Raw genomic sequence first — 18068 nt, forward strand, 5'->3', positions numbered from 1 at the left:
ACTTTCATGCTTGCATGAAAAAGTTTTGCTGAGATGCGGCTTATCTTCTGATACGAAAAAAAGGAAGGGCGCCTGTAATAACAAGCACCCTTCACCTTATTTATATATAGAAGTGATTACTTCTTTCCAGCTTCCATTTGCTCTTTCAAAGCAGCCAGAGCGTCGATGTCGCCCAAAGTAGTAGAAGCAGCCTGGTTTTGAATAGCCGGAGCGTCTTCTCTCTTATTGCCAGCCGGCTTCTTACCAGCAGCCTTCTTTTCAGCTCTTTCTTCTGCCTTTGCAGCATCTTCGAAGATACGGCTGTGAGAAAGGATGATACGCTTAGCATCTTTGTTGAACTCGATAACCTTGAATGACAGTTTCTCATCCATCTGAGCCTGAGAACCATCTTCCTTAACGAGGTGTTTCGGAGTAGCGAAACCTTCTACGCCATAAGGCAGAGCAACAACAGCACCCTTATCCAGCATTTCGATGATAGTACCTTCGTGTACAGAACCTACAGTGAATACAGTTTCGAATACATCCCAGGGGTTTTCTTCGAGTTGCTTGTGGCCAAGGCTCAAGCGACGGTTTTCCTTGTCGATTTCCAGTACCTGAACTTCGATGTCCGCACCGATCTGAGTGAATTCAGAAGGATGTTTAACCTTCTTAGTCCAAGACAGGTCAGAGATGTGGATCAAGCCGTCAACACCTTCTTCGATTTCAACGAATACACCGAAGTTAGTGAAGTTACGAACTTTAGCAGTGTGCTTAGAACCAACAGGGTACTTCTCTTCGATAGTTTCCCACGGATCTTGCTTCAGTTGCTTGATACCCAAAGACATCTTACGTTCTTCGCGGTCCAGAGTCAGAACTACTGCTTCCACTTCGTCACCTACCTTCATGAAGTCTTGTGCAGAACGCAAGTGTTGTGACCAAGACATTTCAGATACGTGGATCAGACCTTCAACGCCCGGAGCGATTTCGATGAATGCACCGTAGTCAGCCATAACCACTACTTTACCCTTCACCTTGTCACCCACTTTCAGTTCAGCGCTAAGAGCATCCCAAGGATGCGGAGTGAGTTGCTTCAGACCGAGAGCGATACGCTTCTTCTCATCGTCGAAATCGAGGATAACAACGTTGAGCTTCTGGTCGAGTTCAACCACTTCCTTCGGATCGCTTACGCGGCCCCAAGACAGGTCAGTGATGTGAATCAAACCGTCTACGCCACCCAGGTCGATGAATACACCATAAGATGTGATATTCTTAACGGTACCCTCAAGAACTTGTCCTTTTTCGAGCTTACCGATAATTTCTTTCTTCTGTTGTTCCAGTTCAGCTTCGATAAGAGCCTTGTGAGAAACAACCACGTTCTTGAATTCCTGGTTGATCTTAACAACCTTGAATTCCATAGTTTTGCCAACGAATACATCGTAGTCGCGGATAGGTTTCACGTCGATCTGAGAACCCGGCAAGAAAGCTTCGATACCGAATACGTCTACGATCATACCACCCTTTGTGCGGCACTTGATGTAACCCTTGATAATTTCTTCGTTTTCCAAAGCAGCGTTCACACGATCCCAAGAGCGAGTAGCGCGAGCTTTACGGTGAGACAGAACCAACTGTCCTTTTTTGTCTTCCTGGTTTTCGATGTATACTTCTACAGTATCACCGATCTTCAAGTCAGGATTGTAGCGGAATTCATTCAGAGGAATGATACCGTCTGATTTGTAACCGATGTTCACAACAACCTCACGTTTGTTCATCGCGATTACAGTTCCGTCAACTACCTCACGGTCGTTAACTTTGTTAAGCGTACTGTCGTAAGCCTTTTCCAACTCTTCGTGGCTGGCACCACCGAAGGTTTCGCCATTTTCATAAGCATCCCAGTTGAAGTCTTCAACAGGCGCTACATTTTTTAAGTTTTCCATTAAATAAAATAAGTTGTTTAATAATTAATTGAGTGAGACATTATATTAGCTCATAAATTCGGGCGCAAAGATAGGAGTATTTTCTTGAAGAACAAAAAGTTCGATCTGTTATTTCTCGGTATTTTTACATCCGGTCCGTATAAAAGTAGTGGGAACTTCGACCGAATTGTTTTGTATATAGAGAACGAAAACAAGGCAAAAACGTCCTGTATACAAAACTAAAGTACTCTATTTAAAAGCAATAATTGAGAAGTAGAGAACTTTGTGAATTAAAGACGGATTCTTGTCAAGAGCCGATTTACATATTATTAACTCCTTCCGGTGATTTGCGATAGTCGATAGCATCACTGGTATGCTTCTGAAACAGATGGTCTAAATCCCACACGTCAATGAAATAAATGCTACACGTCAATCCTCAAATGCCACATGTTTCACCTGCTGAGCTATGGCATTTCACTTATTGAGCTGTGGCATTCGGAAAGCTAAGGTGTGGCATTTCAAATGGTATGAGAAGGGAGGAGACAAATAGAGGAGAGACAATGCCTCTCCTCTTATGCTAATTTTAAGTTGAATCTGAGTTAAGATTACGAATACAAATAAACGACATTGAAAAGCCGAAGTCAAGTGCTCAGATATTTTTCTTACTTCTTCAAATTCTCCAATTCAGACTCTAAAGTTGCAATTTTCTTCTCCTGCTTAATCACATACAACGTAAGTTCCTCTATTTTCTGCAACAAAGCCTTATTCATATCATGCTGTGAATACCCCTCATCAGCCACTTGTTTAGCAGAAGGCACATCCGGGAGGTGATTATTTTCACTAATAAACTCTTCAACTTCATTAAGTCCACGAAGATTATAATCTTTATTAAAAACATAATCGGCCCACGTGGATTTCGGTGCTATGGCAAAATCTTCTGATAAAATTCCCTTTGTAACGAACAAACGATATTTATTCCTCAAATCCTGTTTTATTTTATTAGCTTCCTGCTTGGACATTCCAATATATACATTTTGAATATTATCAATAAAAAACTGTGAAGTACTATTCGTACCCAAACAAAGTCCATTATTCGTTGATGTGCCAAGCCAGCCCGCACTATTCATTTCATCCGTTGAAAAAACCATAGTAACATTGTTTCTCATCATTTTTATAGGAACATAAGAGTAGACTTCAGTACCTAATATTTTAAAATGAGGAGAATCGTCATTATCAGCATTTTCGTTTCCCCAAAAAGCAACTCCACTTTTACTGCCAATGCGCAGCCATTTAGCTGCCGGATTTATAATAGCAGCATCCTGATTCCTCCCACTCTTAACATTTAAATAGTTCAAATTTTCATTATAAAAGTTGAGAGCAACATTTGAACGGGTCTCCCCCCGATCAAACATAATAGTCGCCGTAGGAATCTGCCTTGGATAAATGCCAATAGCCCTATATCCAACAAGATTCAAATTTTCACCCTTTGCATTTATAGATCCCAAAAAATATTTATTCGATGTATAAAAGTTGAATGTAGGATAACTATTATATTCTCCCAGAAGCGCCAGTGTACCATTCCTACAAACCCTCAATCGTTCTTCTCCAGCTATCTTTATAGACCACATAGCCCTATCTTTAGGAAGAGTACCTCCATAATCAACTTCAAAAACTTGGCCATTTGCAGCCCTATCATAATCATACGGTTGCCCCAAAGATGGTAAATTTCCTGTATATTGGGCATACAATGGCATATACAGTAAGCATAACAATAAGAGTGTAATACTTTTTTTCAATCCATTGTCCTTTTGTCCTCTTTCTTCATTACCCAATGAAAGAATTAGCAAATTGCATTGATTTTCACTTTTCATAATATTGATTTTTTATGATTAAATTGCTATATAAAAACTCTCTCTATAAGTACATTTTTTCCCCTATAAGTTCAGCAAACAACTCTGCGTACTTATAGACTATTGCACCACTGAAGTTTTTCCCTTTTTCACTAGTTGCCAACTTCGGATTTCCAATGCCAGTATCATCTGACACCTTCTGCCAATTACGAGGCGTCCAAGCAACCTTTTCCCTTAAAGATTTCATCGCAAAAGGTTTATATTTTCCTTCCCCAGCCTCATCCAAATTCACCAATTCAGGATGATAATACATCATAACCGATGTTTCTACTTCATCTGCATGGTCTCCGGGATCATCAAAATAATCTTTCGCAGGAAGCACAGTAAACCACTCACTGGAAGCTATCAGAAAATCAGGATACTCAAACGCCAGATCACGAATCATATTTTTAAAACAATTCCCCCCGTGACCATTGATTATAACCATCTTACGAAATCCCTGTACATAGAGAGACGCTACAATATCCGTCAATATAGCTTTCTGAGTTTCATAACGGGTATGCACACAGAAATTCAGTTCACGCTGCCCCGGATTTTGTGCCCCCATTGTCACAGGTGGCATCACCATGCATTGTACACCATAACGTTCTTTTGCGCGAAGAGCAGCATCAACCGCTATATCATGAGCCAAGATACAATCAGTCAGATAAGGCAAATGGAGATTATGAGGTTCTGTAGCTCCCCAAGGCAATATCACCAAATCATACTTCAGGTCTTTTACTTTTCCATAAGACAATATGGATAAATCAACATTTTCCATCATATATAAAATGTGTGTTTAGATTACATTATTCTTACTTTTGCAATTAACTTACGTATTTTCCCCTCTGCAATAGCGGGAGCATGAGGATCTTCAGGATAAACAATGACAAACTCACCCGGATAAATATCCACATAGGCAGTCGGCATATCCGAATAAAGAGCGCAATCCGAATCTCGTTCATAAGCAATAACTTCATTTTCCAGTTTTTCCAATGGCTTCCATCCAATCGTTTCTTTTCCGGATAGTGGTATATGCACATCAATATACTTACGATGAAGTTCTAATACTTGCTTCTCTTTCTTTACTCCATCCAAGTCTACATTATTGATAAAAAGATTATCCCCATCCAGAGTAATGCGCCCCAATTCCGTCTTCAGCAAATTATGTTGCTTTACATAATCAAACAACTGTTTAAACAAAGGATGAAGCAGCTCAATGCGACTGCTGTTCTTCAAATCAGATACAATCATAATAATCCATTTTTAAGGTTTAACACTATTCCATATTATCAGTCTTCGGACGCAGAAAGTATAGTTGCAATGCCACTGCCAAAAGCACCACAATACCCAGCATAGCAAAGCCAAGCCCCAGTTCTCCGCCATCACTCCATTTACCAAGCAAACCTGTGACAGCTGCCCCGGCAAATACTCCGGTCATATTCATAATGCCATAAGCTGTAGCACGATATTTGGCAGAGACAAACTGGCAAAGAATAGGCATATTATTGGCATCAAAAATTCCAAATCCAACACCAAATAGCAATCCTGCCCCCACAATACCCACCATATTATGTGCAAAGCCCAACAAGGCTAAAGCCGGAATTGTGAGTCCCAATCCAATAGCACCGGTATAAACACGTCCACGAATATTCTTCAGCACCCACCTGTCAGACAAGACACCACCTATCAGCACACCAAAGAAAGAAGAGACGGCAATCGTTATTGTAGATATCGGCCCTGCCTCAGACATTGGCATATTCAGGTTTTCAGAGAATAAAGTCGGCAACCAGTTTTTCGTAGCCCATCCCGGAAGGCTTGGAACAGCAAAATAAAACAGAATTACCCAAAATGCTATATTGCTGAATAACAAAGAAAGTCCTTTAAATAAAGATGACTTTTCCTTGGGTTCTTCACGTCGTAAACGTTCAATTTCAACATGCTCTTTATTTTCATGCAAAAACAGCATCAAGACCACTGCATAGATAATACCAATTATACCAAACCAGTGAAACGTAGTATGCCATGAATAAGCGGCAGCAACCGTAGCACCAAAGCCACCGATAGCCTGACCTGTATACAATCCTGTCATATGAACGCCAATGGCTAATGAACGCGACTTATCCTGATGCCAGTCAGCAATTAATGACAAGCCGGCCGGAATATACAATGCCTCACTGACTCCCATTAATGCACGCAACCAATAAATTTGCTCAAATGTATCTGCATACCCCATTCCATAAGTAACAGCCGACCATACAAATAAACTTCCCACAATAAGCCATTTTCGATTCAGACGATCGGCAATCATACCAGCTACCGGACTCATAAAGCCATAAATCCAAAGAAATACAGCCATTAAACGCCCGAAGTTAGTAGCCGACTGAAGTTCAGAAATATCAATCTCCATAGCATCTTTCATGGTACTCAACATTTGGCGATCCATATAATTGAGAAGGGCTACTCCCCAAAGAAGAGCTACTACTATCCAAGGATAAATTTTAATTTTATTCATTATGTTATCTATATTCAATTGTTAATTCCAAGTACATTTGTCGATGTTATAACACTACTGGAACACCTAATTTGTAACTATAATCTTATGGGTGGATATCAAATTTCCTCGAACGATTTTCATTAGATAAATACCAGCAGATAATCCCGATAAATCACAATCGATTTCACAATTCCCATACGAAACTGGGCAATCAAACTGTTTTACAAGTTTTCCCATAGAAGTATACAACATTATCAATGCTGTTGGCTCTTGTTCAGACAAAATCTTTACCGTAACAATTCCATTTCGCCTCACTGGATTAGGATAAACATATACATTTGTTTTTCCTCCCTTATTGCTATTCATATCAGAATTTGAACTTAGTATACTTCGAGTTGCTGTATTATCCCAAAAATCATTATTTCCTGTTGGAAGTTTCTCAGCAACTTCCATTTGATAAATAGGCCCAGTAAATTTATTAGCACAAGATTCAGTACTTCCCCCAATAACTATTTTATTCATATTTCCAACAAAAGCTGTAAACGGCAGATAAGCATATCCACGCGCATAGCAGCTATCTTTGGCTGTAGGCACATTACTTTTTATATTCCATATAATAGCTTGCGATATTGTTTTTTCAAAATTTATACTGGCACATTTGACTCTAAAGATTGTTGTTTCTTCATTATTAGATTTATCATATTTACGGTCACCCTGCTTAACATCTTCAAGTGTAATGATAACATCATTGCCTTGAAATATCTTACCGGAAGGAGGAGCAATCCGCATATTGAGATAATCCGTACCTTCTTTGACTAACCTATATCTAAAAGCTCCATCAGTAGTAAAATCCAAGGTAATATAGTTTTCATTGTCTCCAAACATTTTAAAAATAGTTTGATCTGTTGTACTATTCCCGGGATTCACTTTAATGGCAAACGACCCTGACTCTAGTTGTGTCGGTTTTGCCTCGTTCGGGAATCTTAAATCAGTACTAAAATCTTTCGTAAAACAATCTGTCAAAATCGGTTGATTCGGTTTAAACTCCCATAAATTATGATCAGATTTATATTCATTAGCACTTTCTATATTCATGGTAGAACTATTATTGGCTGCACCTTTAAACATAATACCATAAAGAGTCGCATTTTTCACTCTTGTTTCCACCACAACAGGGATATCAGGTAAATCCTTTATAGAAAAGATTTTTGTAGGAACTGCCTCCGACCAGCTTTTTATTAATTTTAAAATTTTAGCTTTACTAGTTCCGTTGACTCCCCCCGAAACAAAAGGTACAGCAATGTATTCATCTGAAACATATTGAGTTCCTGTTTTAGAGCTTCCCAATGTCCCTCCCAATTCCGCTCCCAAGCCATGAGGATTTGCAGAGTTGTAGGTAAATAAGCGTACGGAAACATAACTATTTAATTGTGTGAGTGTTTTCCCTCTCGGATCACTTGTAATATCCCCCAATATGTAAGGATAAAACTCCGCATCAATAGCAAATGCATTACTTATAGAAAATAACGGCATATCATTCGCCTTAATTTTAGGATTCGTTACCGGATTCATCGAATAAAATATTTTTTCATTCGTTGCTTTTAAACCCGCAATCTTGCCGTATTTAGACGTAGCTAACGATATTCCTGAATTACGCGCTTCAACATGCCCGATTCTTGAAGAAGCATAAAAGAAATACGGATCATTCGCATTCCTTCCCGCATGAAACTTTGTATTATATACAGGAGTAGCAATATTGATACAACCATGATCGTCCGCCTGAGGATCGGTTCCATTATCAAGAAATGGAGTACCGGGTTTCAGATAATACCAATCCTTTCCATTATTTGAAACAGCCAGTTCTGTTCGCTGTTTTGTTTCAATTTCCGGATATCCTTCAACACCATACATGGTAACCAACCCAAACCACATATCTTTTTCAAATCCGGGAAGCCTAAAAGGCTGCATACTATAAGGTTCCCATTGTTTCGTAGAATATTCTAGAATCGTACTAAACGTTGTATTCTTAGAAACAATCTGTTCCCCCACCTCTGTTATTGTGCTTCTTCTAAATCTTTTACGGGGGTCTGGATTAAAAGGAGGTACTTCTCCCGGTTTTAAAGCAGAGCGGCGAGAGTTAACCCGCGAAGTAAAATAATATTTCCCATCCTGCATCAACCAATTCATATGAGTATCAGCATTAATATTACGAAAAGTAAAAACCTTTTGAGCAGTTAATCTATCCGCCTTCATGTTTGTAAACCCTGCTAAGACCCCATTACTATCAACGTTACGAGACATTTCATAAGCTGTTAGATATTTATAAACAAACTCTCTTTGAGCTACATATATTAGTTTCAATGGTTTAGCAGCAGTTGTTCCGTCATTAAAAATCCCTAAACTCTCTATATCAACTGCAACCAAGTTGGTCGGTATTGAACCTGCAACATGAGTTGGTAATATTTTTTCATCTGCAGTCGTTCCACTTGCCTTGTACCAATATAAATTTGCGTTTGGGCGAGTCCAAGAATTCAGATTGTTCGTGTTATTAGTATAAACCATTACTCCAACCTTCGAGGGTGGAGTGGGTGAATACACTATGAAACTCGAAAGATAAATAGATAAATTGCCATTAGGGTCTACAAGTGCATTAGGCATTCCATTTTCCAGTTTGGCTTCCCATGGATACAATTGAGGATTAGGAGAAATTAACTGCTTTCCATTGTTATACTTCTGAGGCTGTTGAATATAAACATCATCAGTACTATAAGAAAATAATGCTGGATTCACTGCTGAGAAATGCCTGTCTTGTGCCTGTAATAAAACAGGCACAAGACAGATCATTAAAAGTAAAATCTTTCTCATGGCATTAGAATTAGAATTAAAATTAAAATCAACAAATAATGATATCAGATTGAGATATACATCACTCGATATCTATTCCCTTTGGATCAAGTCCCGGACCACCTCCAGCGGTATAACCGCGGCTTGCTCCCGATAACCAAGGTGAAATCCAGAAAGAATACAAATCTCCATCCGACAAATAAAATTTCAAACGTATATTTTTACCAAATAGAGTAGACAAATCTTTTCGATTTTTCCATACGATAAGTTCTTTAGTCGAATTTGCTTTTTTCATCACAATACAATCTTTTTTTGTAAATCCTTCAATTGGAAGACCTTGCTCGTCAAGTACCTCCACCAGCAATTTACCCTTACGAACATCAGCATTCACAAAAAGATATTTTCCATCAAAAGAAAGTTTCTCTGAGAGCACATATCCTTCTTCTTTATCCGCATGCATAGATACAAAGCCATCACGACGAAGTGTTGCCAAGCCAGTAGAAGTATGGCTATCCCACATTATTTTACTTAAACGCCGACCACTTGAATAAAAATAAAGCGAATCACCAACAATAAGAGGCACACCAGCAACAGATTGCATATTTCCCCAATTCCATGCACCTTCCGTTTCGTTCACATTCATAAAAGGCTGATGAGTAGGACGTGAAAAATGAAAACCATCACGACTATAACCTAATGAAATTACATTTCTTTTTTGAATTCCATCCTTCTCACATACACGATTTTCAGGACCTGCCCATGCACTATAAAAGCCTAACATAACACTCTCATAAGCGATCGCATCAAAGTTATAAATACCCGGTTCTACCTCCGGATATTTCTCATGCCGAAGCTCTTTGTCATCCGGGCTAAACCAAAATTTAACAAATTTATCATCTGCATCTTTTCGAGTACGGTGAGCTACACTTACTAATACTTCTGGGTCAGCATGTTCGGCATAGGTACGTGAACGGCTTGATGCCAATGCACTTGCTCTAAGACTTAACACCCATTTTTTTGTAAAAGGATTATAAAAAGCCGTCGAACGATCTCCTATATCTCCTGATTGAGCAACTCCTTTTGACCAATGAATACCATCTGCCGAATATTTCAATACATATTGCCACCTACGGTCTTCTTTTCTACGTTCCACATTAAAAAACTTCCACCGTTTGGCTGGATCTGTTGCTTCCCGGTCCAGCCAAATAACAGCTGCATCACGATTGCAGGTATCTACAATATTTGTTCCCGGAACTATATCTTGATTTACCTTTTCCCATATTTTCCCATCATTGGATTCAGCATAACAAGTATAGAAAGTTTGTCTTTCATCTTTATGAATAGTACCTGCACCTGCCAAATACCACATTCTATATTTTCCATATTTCTCATCATACCATATTCCATCGCTAAACGGAGCAGCATACAATGCCCCTTCAACAGTTTTTTCCCAATCTTTATCGGGTTCTAATACAGGATTACCTTCATAATACTTCGGAGTATGATAAACCGGACTCAGATTGGTTTCTGAAATCAAAAAATCATCAACAAACAGCTGCCGCCCGGTATTTATGGGAATAACCAGAGGCTTATTTTTTAAATAAGGTAAAGGCATCTCATGACGCACCGTTGATTCTTCATAATGAGGTGGCCATTGTTGCGGAAGTGTAATACCATTATGTAGTGTTTGCGCTGATATAAATGGAGTAAAAATGGTTAAAGCTACAAAAATTCCTAATATCTTCATATTTCTTAATTTTAGATTTTTATTTGTTCTATTTACAATTGAATTGAAGAGATGATTATCTCTTCAATTCAGAGAGTGGTTAATTCCACCCCGGATTATTTTCTGTGATATAAGGATTTCCTTCTACTTCATCAATCGGAATAGGTAACCATTCGTTTTTGTTGGGAGTAAATCCTAAATAGACAGAACTTGAGTACTTTTTGAAGTTTGGATCGGACTGCTCCAATTCTTTAAATCTTTCAGCTACTTTGCCCCATCTCAAAAGATCAAAAAAGCGATGTCCTTCCTGAGTCAGTTCCAATATACGCTCGTTTTCAATCACTTTCATATCTACAGAGGATAATCTCGGCAAATTTACACTCTTACGAGACCGAACCTTATTCACTGCTTCAACCGGGGTTAACACACCTTGCTTACCACCACTAATAACAGCTTCGGCATACATCAGCAGAACATCCGCATATCGTATGTATGGATAATTCAGTCCATTGGCACGTAGATTCCACATATACATGTTATTGCCGGGATTTTGAGTTGGCAATGTCCAATCAATTCCTTTTCGGGAAGCAGATTTATAATTTCCCGCTTGTGCATTAACAGAAGCAAAACCTGTCGGGCCATAATAATCAACAAAGGTTTGCCCATCATAAATAATTACCTTATCACCGGATTTAGCAGATACCGCAGGATCAGAATCATCAAAAATCAATGTACCAAACATGCGCGAGTCAGTATTTCCATCAGCATCTTTCGATGCCAGAAAAGTATCATATACCCATTGGTGAATAACATGGTCTGCCGTAGTTTTCTTTGAAGGTGGATTATAACCACGCGGGTCTCTCCACACACCGCTATCCGTCAATCCCGGATTAAAAACCGTATTAACCACATCTCCAAAAAACTGGAGTTCAAAGATTGATTCATCATTATTTTCTGTTTTAACGCTAAAGTTGTCGCTATAGTTATCCATTAAAATATAATTCCCATGCGTCCCATTAATAATTTCATCAAAACAAGCAGCAGCTTCATTATAATATGTCGTAGTCGAATTACCATAATATTTTTCTATTCCACTTCTATATAGATAAGCTTTCCCCAATAGAGCGGTAGCTGAACCACTAGTCACACGTCCCAGATTATCACCAGTCCAATAACCCTTTTTAGGTAGTAATTCTTTTGCTTTCATTAAATCGCTGATGATAAAATCCCATGTTTTTTCAGGAGAAGACTGAGGTTTATAATCTTTTGCTGTTAATGGCAATTTTTCCATCAATGGAATATTTCTAAAATGCAAGAACAGAAAAAAATGAGAAAAGGCACGCAAGAAATAAGCTTCGCCCAGATAAGCATCTCTTTGTTCCGTATTTGCAAAATCAATCGTTGGAATTACCTCAATCATTTGGCAAGCCTGTGACGCAGCAGTGTAGAACAATTGATAGGGTTCCACAATAGTATAATAAGAAGGCGTCAGCATAGCAGTATATTGACCGGGAGAGCCATAATCAGATCTATCACTACTTTCATCACCTCGATTAGCCATCAATCTACCTCCCGAAGCTCCCATTGCACGAGGAGTAGTGATATAAGAATAAATGCCTAATACTCCTTTATTTGCGGATTCGGGATTTGTATAGAACCCCTGCACGTCCAAGTGATTTGGATTAACAGACAAATCCTCAAAAATGTCGTTACATGAGGTAAATAATCCCCCCATAATGGCAACGATTACCAAGTTGAACCAATTATTATATTTTTTCATTGTCTTTCTGTTTTAAAAAGTTAAATTGAAGCCAATATTGTACACTCTGGCATTGATAGAAGGTGCCCTGTTTTCGATGCCGTCACATCCTCTGTCGAACAATGTATTATCACTAACTTCTGGATCGTAAAGTGAATACTTTGTAATAGTAAACAAATTCTGAACTCCCGCATAAATACGGGCTGATGATATAAAACCTGTTTTCCTCAATAACTTGTCACTAAAACTATACCCTATCTGCAGGTTCTTGCACCGGAAATAAGAACCATCTTCTACATAGAAAGAACTTGGAAGTGAATTGCCGCCTACAGAGTTATCTGTCTTTGCGATTGGCACTGTAGTATTAGTATTAGTAGGAGTCCAAGAATTCAATGCATCAGTTAAATTGTTATTAGTATAATTAAAATAGTATTGATACTTAGCTGCAGCAAAAAGATCATTGCCTTGCGTACCTTGGAAGAATGCCGTGAGATCCCAATTCTTGTATCCCAAATTAATATTCAGTCCATAAGTAAAATCAGGTGTAGGATTTCCAATCACCCGTTTATCTGTTTCATTTGCCTTAGCTATAGATTTATCTGTTCCATCTGCTCCTTTTATTAAGAAATTACCTTCTCCATCCATTCCAGTCACCTCATAGCCCCAGAATGTACCAATTGGCAAACCTTCTTTAGTAATAGTAGCCCGATCACCGAACTTAGAACTTAATTGAATACCTCGGATAGGTTGTACTCCCTCTCCCAAAGCACGTACTTTATTCTTCAGGAAAGTTATATTACCCTGCATATCCAGTGTAAAATCTCCCCAACCTTTACGATATCCTAAAACAAACTCCCAACCTTTATTTTCGACAGATGCAGTATTATAATAAGGAACGTCACCTTGATTGATGACAATAGTCTGTCCTGATGATGGTAATGGTTCCAGAGGGGCAAGTAAATCATTATTACGTTTCAAGAACCAGTCAACACCAAACGTCAGTTCATTATTAAAAAATCCCAACTCCACGCCTGCATTGGAAGATATCGCCTTTTCCCAAGTTAAATTAGACTGTGCAAAACGTGTGACATAGCCAAAAGTACGTTTACCACCTAAAATCAATGGAACTGGTCCATGAGCTGTCGAAAGGAAAGAATACGGTTCAATAAAATTAGCACCTAATTCGCCATAACTTCCTCTGATTTTCAATTTAGACATCCAAGGAATTTTAAAGAATTCTTCTTCATGTATATTCCAACCGGCAGAAACAGATGGAAAATAACCGACTCTATGGCCTTTAGCAAATTTAGAGGACTCATCACTACGAATACTTAATGATAATAAATATCTATTTTTATAATCATAATTGACACGACCGAAAAACGATAAAAGAGCTGAGTTCTTTTCATCAGAACCGATAATTCCTGCTCCATTATAAGTAGTAATAGTCGGACCACCTAAATCATTATTACCTGAGTTTATGGACATATCACGGAAGTATTCCCTCATCCAGCTTGTTCCTAACAATACATCAAATGTATGTCCTTTGAATGTACCATTATACGTAAGCAAATTATCGATAGTATAATTAAAAGATTCACCTCGGGATTCATCCAATGAAGTAAATGGCTGAACGAATCTTGAATCCGGATTTCCCTGTTCGTCCCAATAAGTAGCAAAGGCAGGAGAATGTGAATAGCCATGTGTATTTACATAGTTTCCAGCTAAATTCAATTTATATTTTATTCCTTTCCAAATATCCAGCCCAATACTCAAGCTACCTATAATATCCGTTTTTCTTGTATATGAATCTCCATTATATATACCAGCCAAAGGATTACTGATATCGGAGTTAGTAGTAGAATATCCTGCCTCTGCCGGAGTAGATATATACCTTCCCAGTTCATCCTTCACAGGAATGGTAGGAATAAGGATATGGCGCGTTGTAGGGGGCGTTTTTTTGCTTATATGGGCTATAGCCAAATTTTCTTGAATGGTGAATCTACCTTTTTTATAGGTTCCGTTCACGCGCGCGTTATATTTCTCATAATCCGACTGAATAATAATGCCTTCTTGTTTAAGATATCCAATACTGCTACTGAAAGTGCTATTCTCTCCGCCACCGGATATACCGGCATTCAAATTCCACATCGGAGCATTCTGATAATATAAATCCTGCCAATCCTGACTATAATCCGGATTGGTTGGATTGACGTTTTGAGGTGCTTTATCATATGCCGGACTATTGTCGGCCACCATATTGGCAAATCCTCTCCATTGTTCGGCATTCATAAAATCCAGCATTTTCGATGGTGTTTGATATGAAAATGATCCAGATAAATCAACTACCGTTTTTCCGGCTCTACCCTGCTTTGTTGTAATAAGGACCACACCATTGGCAGCGCGAGAACCATAAATAGCTGCTGCTGATGCATCTTTCAAAATTTCAATTGATTGAACGTCATTTGAACTTAAAGAATTGAGTCCATTTCCACTAACGGCGCCATCTATAATATATAATGGTTCGGTAGAACCAAAAGAACCTGCTCCACGAACAAGTATCTTAACATCAGCCCCAGCTTCACCGCCCTTTTGAAGAATTTCCACGCCGGGGGCACGTCCTTGCAATGCAGAGGCAACATTTCCAGTGACTTGCTTTTGCAGTTCTTTTGCAGATACAGAAGCTACTGCCGCTGTCATACTCGATTTTTTTTGTACTCCATAACCAACTACGACTACTTCATCCAAGACTTCATTATCTTCATGAAGCACTACTGAAATATTAGTCTTATCTCCTAAAAGAATTTCCTGAGCTTCATAGCCTATATAACTAATCACCAAAGTTATATTAGGTTCCACTTTTAATAAGAATTTTCCATCAACATCCGTAATAGTTCCATTCGATGTGCCTTTTTCTACAATAGAAGCACCAATGACAGGTTCATTTTTTGCATCAACAACTACTCCTGTTATTGATCTTTGCTGTGCCATCATCTGTAATGACAAGCAAAACATAAACAATAAGATCAAGTGTTTTTTCATAAAATCAAGTATTAAATTATGTATTTTAAAGAGTTAACATTTCATTACATAGCATATATGCCTTTATCATCATTCTCGGAATATGGAACGGTCCTTTAAACAAATTACCTTTAGCTGCTTGTGCAACAGTTCCGTCCCGATGAAGATAACCGTACCATTCGCCATATTCCCTGTCTGGAAAATGAGCATAAGTCCAATTATTTATTTGTTTGTGCATTTCAAGATACTTCTCATCATGTGTTGCTTGATAGGCATAAAGTGTAGCTATAATGGCCTCAGTCTGTGGCCACCAGAATTTCATATCCTGCGAATAATCCTGAGGTGGAAGATTACGGCAATCACGGAAATTGATAATTCCACCGTATTCTTTATCCCAACCCCACTCCCACGACCAATCGAGAATGGATAAAGCCATTTGAAGATCTTTTCTATCCCAATTGCGATATTTAGCTTCTTCCAGCAGGAACCAGGACGTTTCAATGCAATGTCCAGGATTTATTGTACGCCCATTACAAGTATCTATAAATTCACCATTAGGACCTACAACTTCCAAAAGAGCCTTAAATTCAGGATGAACGAAATACTTCTGCAACATATAAATAGAATCATCAATCTGCCGGGTCAATGCAGCATCGTCAATGGCTGCCCGAATACGGGATGCTGTATTAATCAGAATCATGGTAATAGAGTGACCGCACATTTGCACCGATTCACAATATTTAGGTTCAAGGACACCGGGCGTAGTAAGGAAGAACTGGATTTTTTTGAAGAGTTCCAATGCTTTCAGTGCATAAGACCGATCACCTGAAGCGATTGAATATTCAGACATAGCTATTGCCGCAAAACATTCGGAAAATACATATCTGCGTTTACGCATGGGGATTCCATCCTCCGTTACTTCAAAGAACATACGTCCGTCCACGTCAATGCAATATTTCTCAATAAAATCAATACAACTTTTTGAAGCTGCCAGCCACTCGAGATTTTGTTCCACATTATTATATGCAAAAGCAGCAACAAAGCCAAACCGTCCCTGAAACCATACAGATTTTGTGGCATCCATAAGCGAGCCATCACGATTAAGGCAAGTATAAACCCCACCGTGTTTGCGGTCCAATCCATACTTCAACCAAAAAGGCATGATATTACCTACCAAATCATTCCTATAGGAAGCAGCACAATTTTGAAGATATTCAACAGTATTCATAACTTCAAATTAAAGTTTATTACAGCGGTCGAAGAAATGAATCGCATTTAACTCCGCCTTCATACGAATTTCTTCCTCATCTGTCATATTCTGAAATGGAATGCGATTGTCGCCCAAATCCAATCCTATCAATTTCATGATACGCTTTCCACCAACAATATTTCCACGGAAGTGGCAAATCACATTAATAACCTCCTGAGAGAAATTCTGAAGTTCACGCGCTTTCTCCAAATCCCCGGCATTCCAGGCGTCGATAATACCAACCAAATTACAGCCATTATAGTTAGTAGTACCACCTATACCACCTTGTGCCCCACCCATAGCCAAACAAGGCAGAATAGTTTCATCCTGTCCATGCAGCATATCAAACTTACCATTCTTATACAAACGGCATTGATTATACTCATACAAGCTTTCATACGTATACTTGATACCCGCAAAATTAGGAATGCGCCCATCTACGGCTTCAAGAAATGCAACCATTGAAAGATAAGCACCGTTGAAAGCCGGAATATGATAAAAATAAAAAGGCAGTTCAGGAGCTGCACAAGCTATCTTTTCACAATACTTCGCCAACTCTTCAACGCGGTTCACTTTAGGGAAAGGAGGTGCCATCGCGCCAATTCCCCACGCACCAATCTTCTGGGCATGTTCTGCCAAACGACTACTTGACCTCACACAAGTACTTCCTACATGAACAATCACTTTAAAATTCTCCGGTGCTACTTCCATCCAACGCTCAGCCAGCATCATACGTTCTTCTTCCGTCAGCATATAGCCTTCACCGGAAGAACCATTAATAAAGACACCTTTCAGACCATTTTTCACCAGCATATCAGCATAAGCCGCTATGGGTTCGTAATTCACTTCTCCATCTTTATAGAAAGGAGTAAAGGGGGCATTAATCAAGCCAATTAGTTTTTCCATACTATTGTATTAATATTAAAAATAAAGATAACATTTTATTATCGAGCAACAAAGATATTTATTATTTTATCTAAAACAAACTATTTAATAAAATTATTCCAATTAAATTCAATATATAAATTAAATTATAATCTAAATAAACATATATAATTAATTATTTTATTATATATAACTTAATTAATAAAATTAACGACAGCAAACATTATATAATTATTATAGTATTTTAAAAAGATTGCAGCGTTTTAGCTATATATATTAGTATATTTGTAAATCAAATTCAGACAA

General features: G+C 38.4%; 11 protein-coding genes. All 11 read right to left on the minus strand.

Annotation, left to right across the window (positions count from 1 at the left end):
- Positions 1–116: 116 nt before the first annotated feature.
- The 11 genes from rpsA to DW036_RS03605 all read right to left on the minus strand — a co-directional run bounded on the left by rpsA (position 117) and on the right by DW036_RS03605 (position 17783).
- Positions 117–1913: a 30S ribosomal protein S1 gene (rpsA, locus tag DW036_RS03555; protein ID WP_007212914.1), complete on the minus strand. Its 1797-nt coding sequence runs from the start codon at positions 1911–1913 to the stop codon at positions 117–119.
- A gap of 641 nt (positions 1914–2554) precedes the next feature.
- Positions 2555–3763: a hypothetical protein gene (locus DW036_RS03560; protein ID WP_118461339.1), complete on the minus strand. Its 1209-nt coding sequence runs from the start codon at positions 3761–3763 to the stop codon at positions 2555–2557.
- 43 nt (positions 3764–3806) lie between these two features.
- Positions 3807–4565: a creatininase family protein gene (locus DW036_RS03565; protein ID WP_118461341.1), complete on the minus strand. Its 759-nt coding sequence runs from the start codon at positions 4563–4565 to the stop codon at positions 3807–3809.
- Between the two features lie 20 nt (positions 4566–4585).
- Complete coding sequence (locus DW036_RS03570) at positions 4586–5035, minus strand: YhcH/YjgK/YiaL family protein (protein WP_118461342.1); 450 nt, start codon at positions 5033–5035, stop codon at positions 4586–4588.
- A 25-nt stretch (positions 5036–5060) separates the two neighbouring features.
- Positions 5061–6296: an MFS transporter gene (locus DW036_RS03575; RefSeq protein ID WP_118461344.1), complete on the minus strand. Its 1236-nt coding sequence runs from the start codon at positions 6294–6296 to the stop codon at positions 5061–5063.
- Positions 6297–6362: 66 nt separating this feature from the next.
- A complete protein-coding gene (locus DW036_RS03580) occupies positions 6363–9143 on the minus strand; it encodes a T9SS type A sorting domain-containing protein (RefSeq protein WP_118461346.1) in 2781 nt (926 codons plus the stop codon).
- Positions 9144–9204: 61 nt separating this feature from the next.
- Entirely contained in the window at positions 9205–10869 is a 1665-nt protein-coding gene (locus DW036_RS03585) for a hypothetical protein (RefSeq protein ID WP_118461348.1), read from the minus strand.
- A 79-nt stretch (positions 10870–10948) separates the two neighbouring features.
- Positions 10949–12628, minus strand: coding sequence for a RagB/SusD family nutrient uptake outer membrane protein (locus DW036_RS03590; protein ID WP_118461350.1), 1680 nt, complete (start codon positions 12626–12628; stop codon positions 10949–10951).
- A gap of 12 nt (positions 12629–12640) precedes the next feature.
- Positions 12641–15649, minus strand: coding sequence for a TonB-dependent receptor (locus DW036_RS03595; protein ID WP_118461352.1), 3009 nt, complete (start codon positions 15647–15649; stop codon positions 12641–12643).
- Positions 15650–15674: 25 nt separating this feature from the next.
- Positions 15675–16856 carry an AGE family epimerase/isomerase gene (locus DW036_RS03600; protein ID WP_118461354.1) on the minus strand — a complete coding sequence of 394 codons (1182 nt, stop codon included), beginning with the start codon at positions 16854–16856 and terminating at the stop codon, positions 15675–15677.
- Positions 16857–16865: 9 nt separating this feature from the next.
- On the minus strand, positions 16866–17783 hold the full coding sequence (locus DW036_RS03605) for a dihydrodipicolinate synthase family protein (protein WP_118461356.1): 918 nt from the start codon (positions 17781–17783) through the stop codon (positions 16866–16868).
- Between the last annotated feature and the right edge of the window lie 285 nt (positions 17784–18068).

It is taken from the genome of Bacteroides sp. AF39-11AC, assembly GCF_003474285.1.
GTDB lineage: Bacteria > Bacteroidota > Bacteroidia > Bacteroidales > Bacteroidaceae > Bacteroides.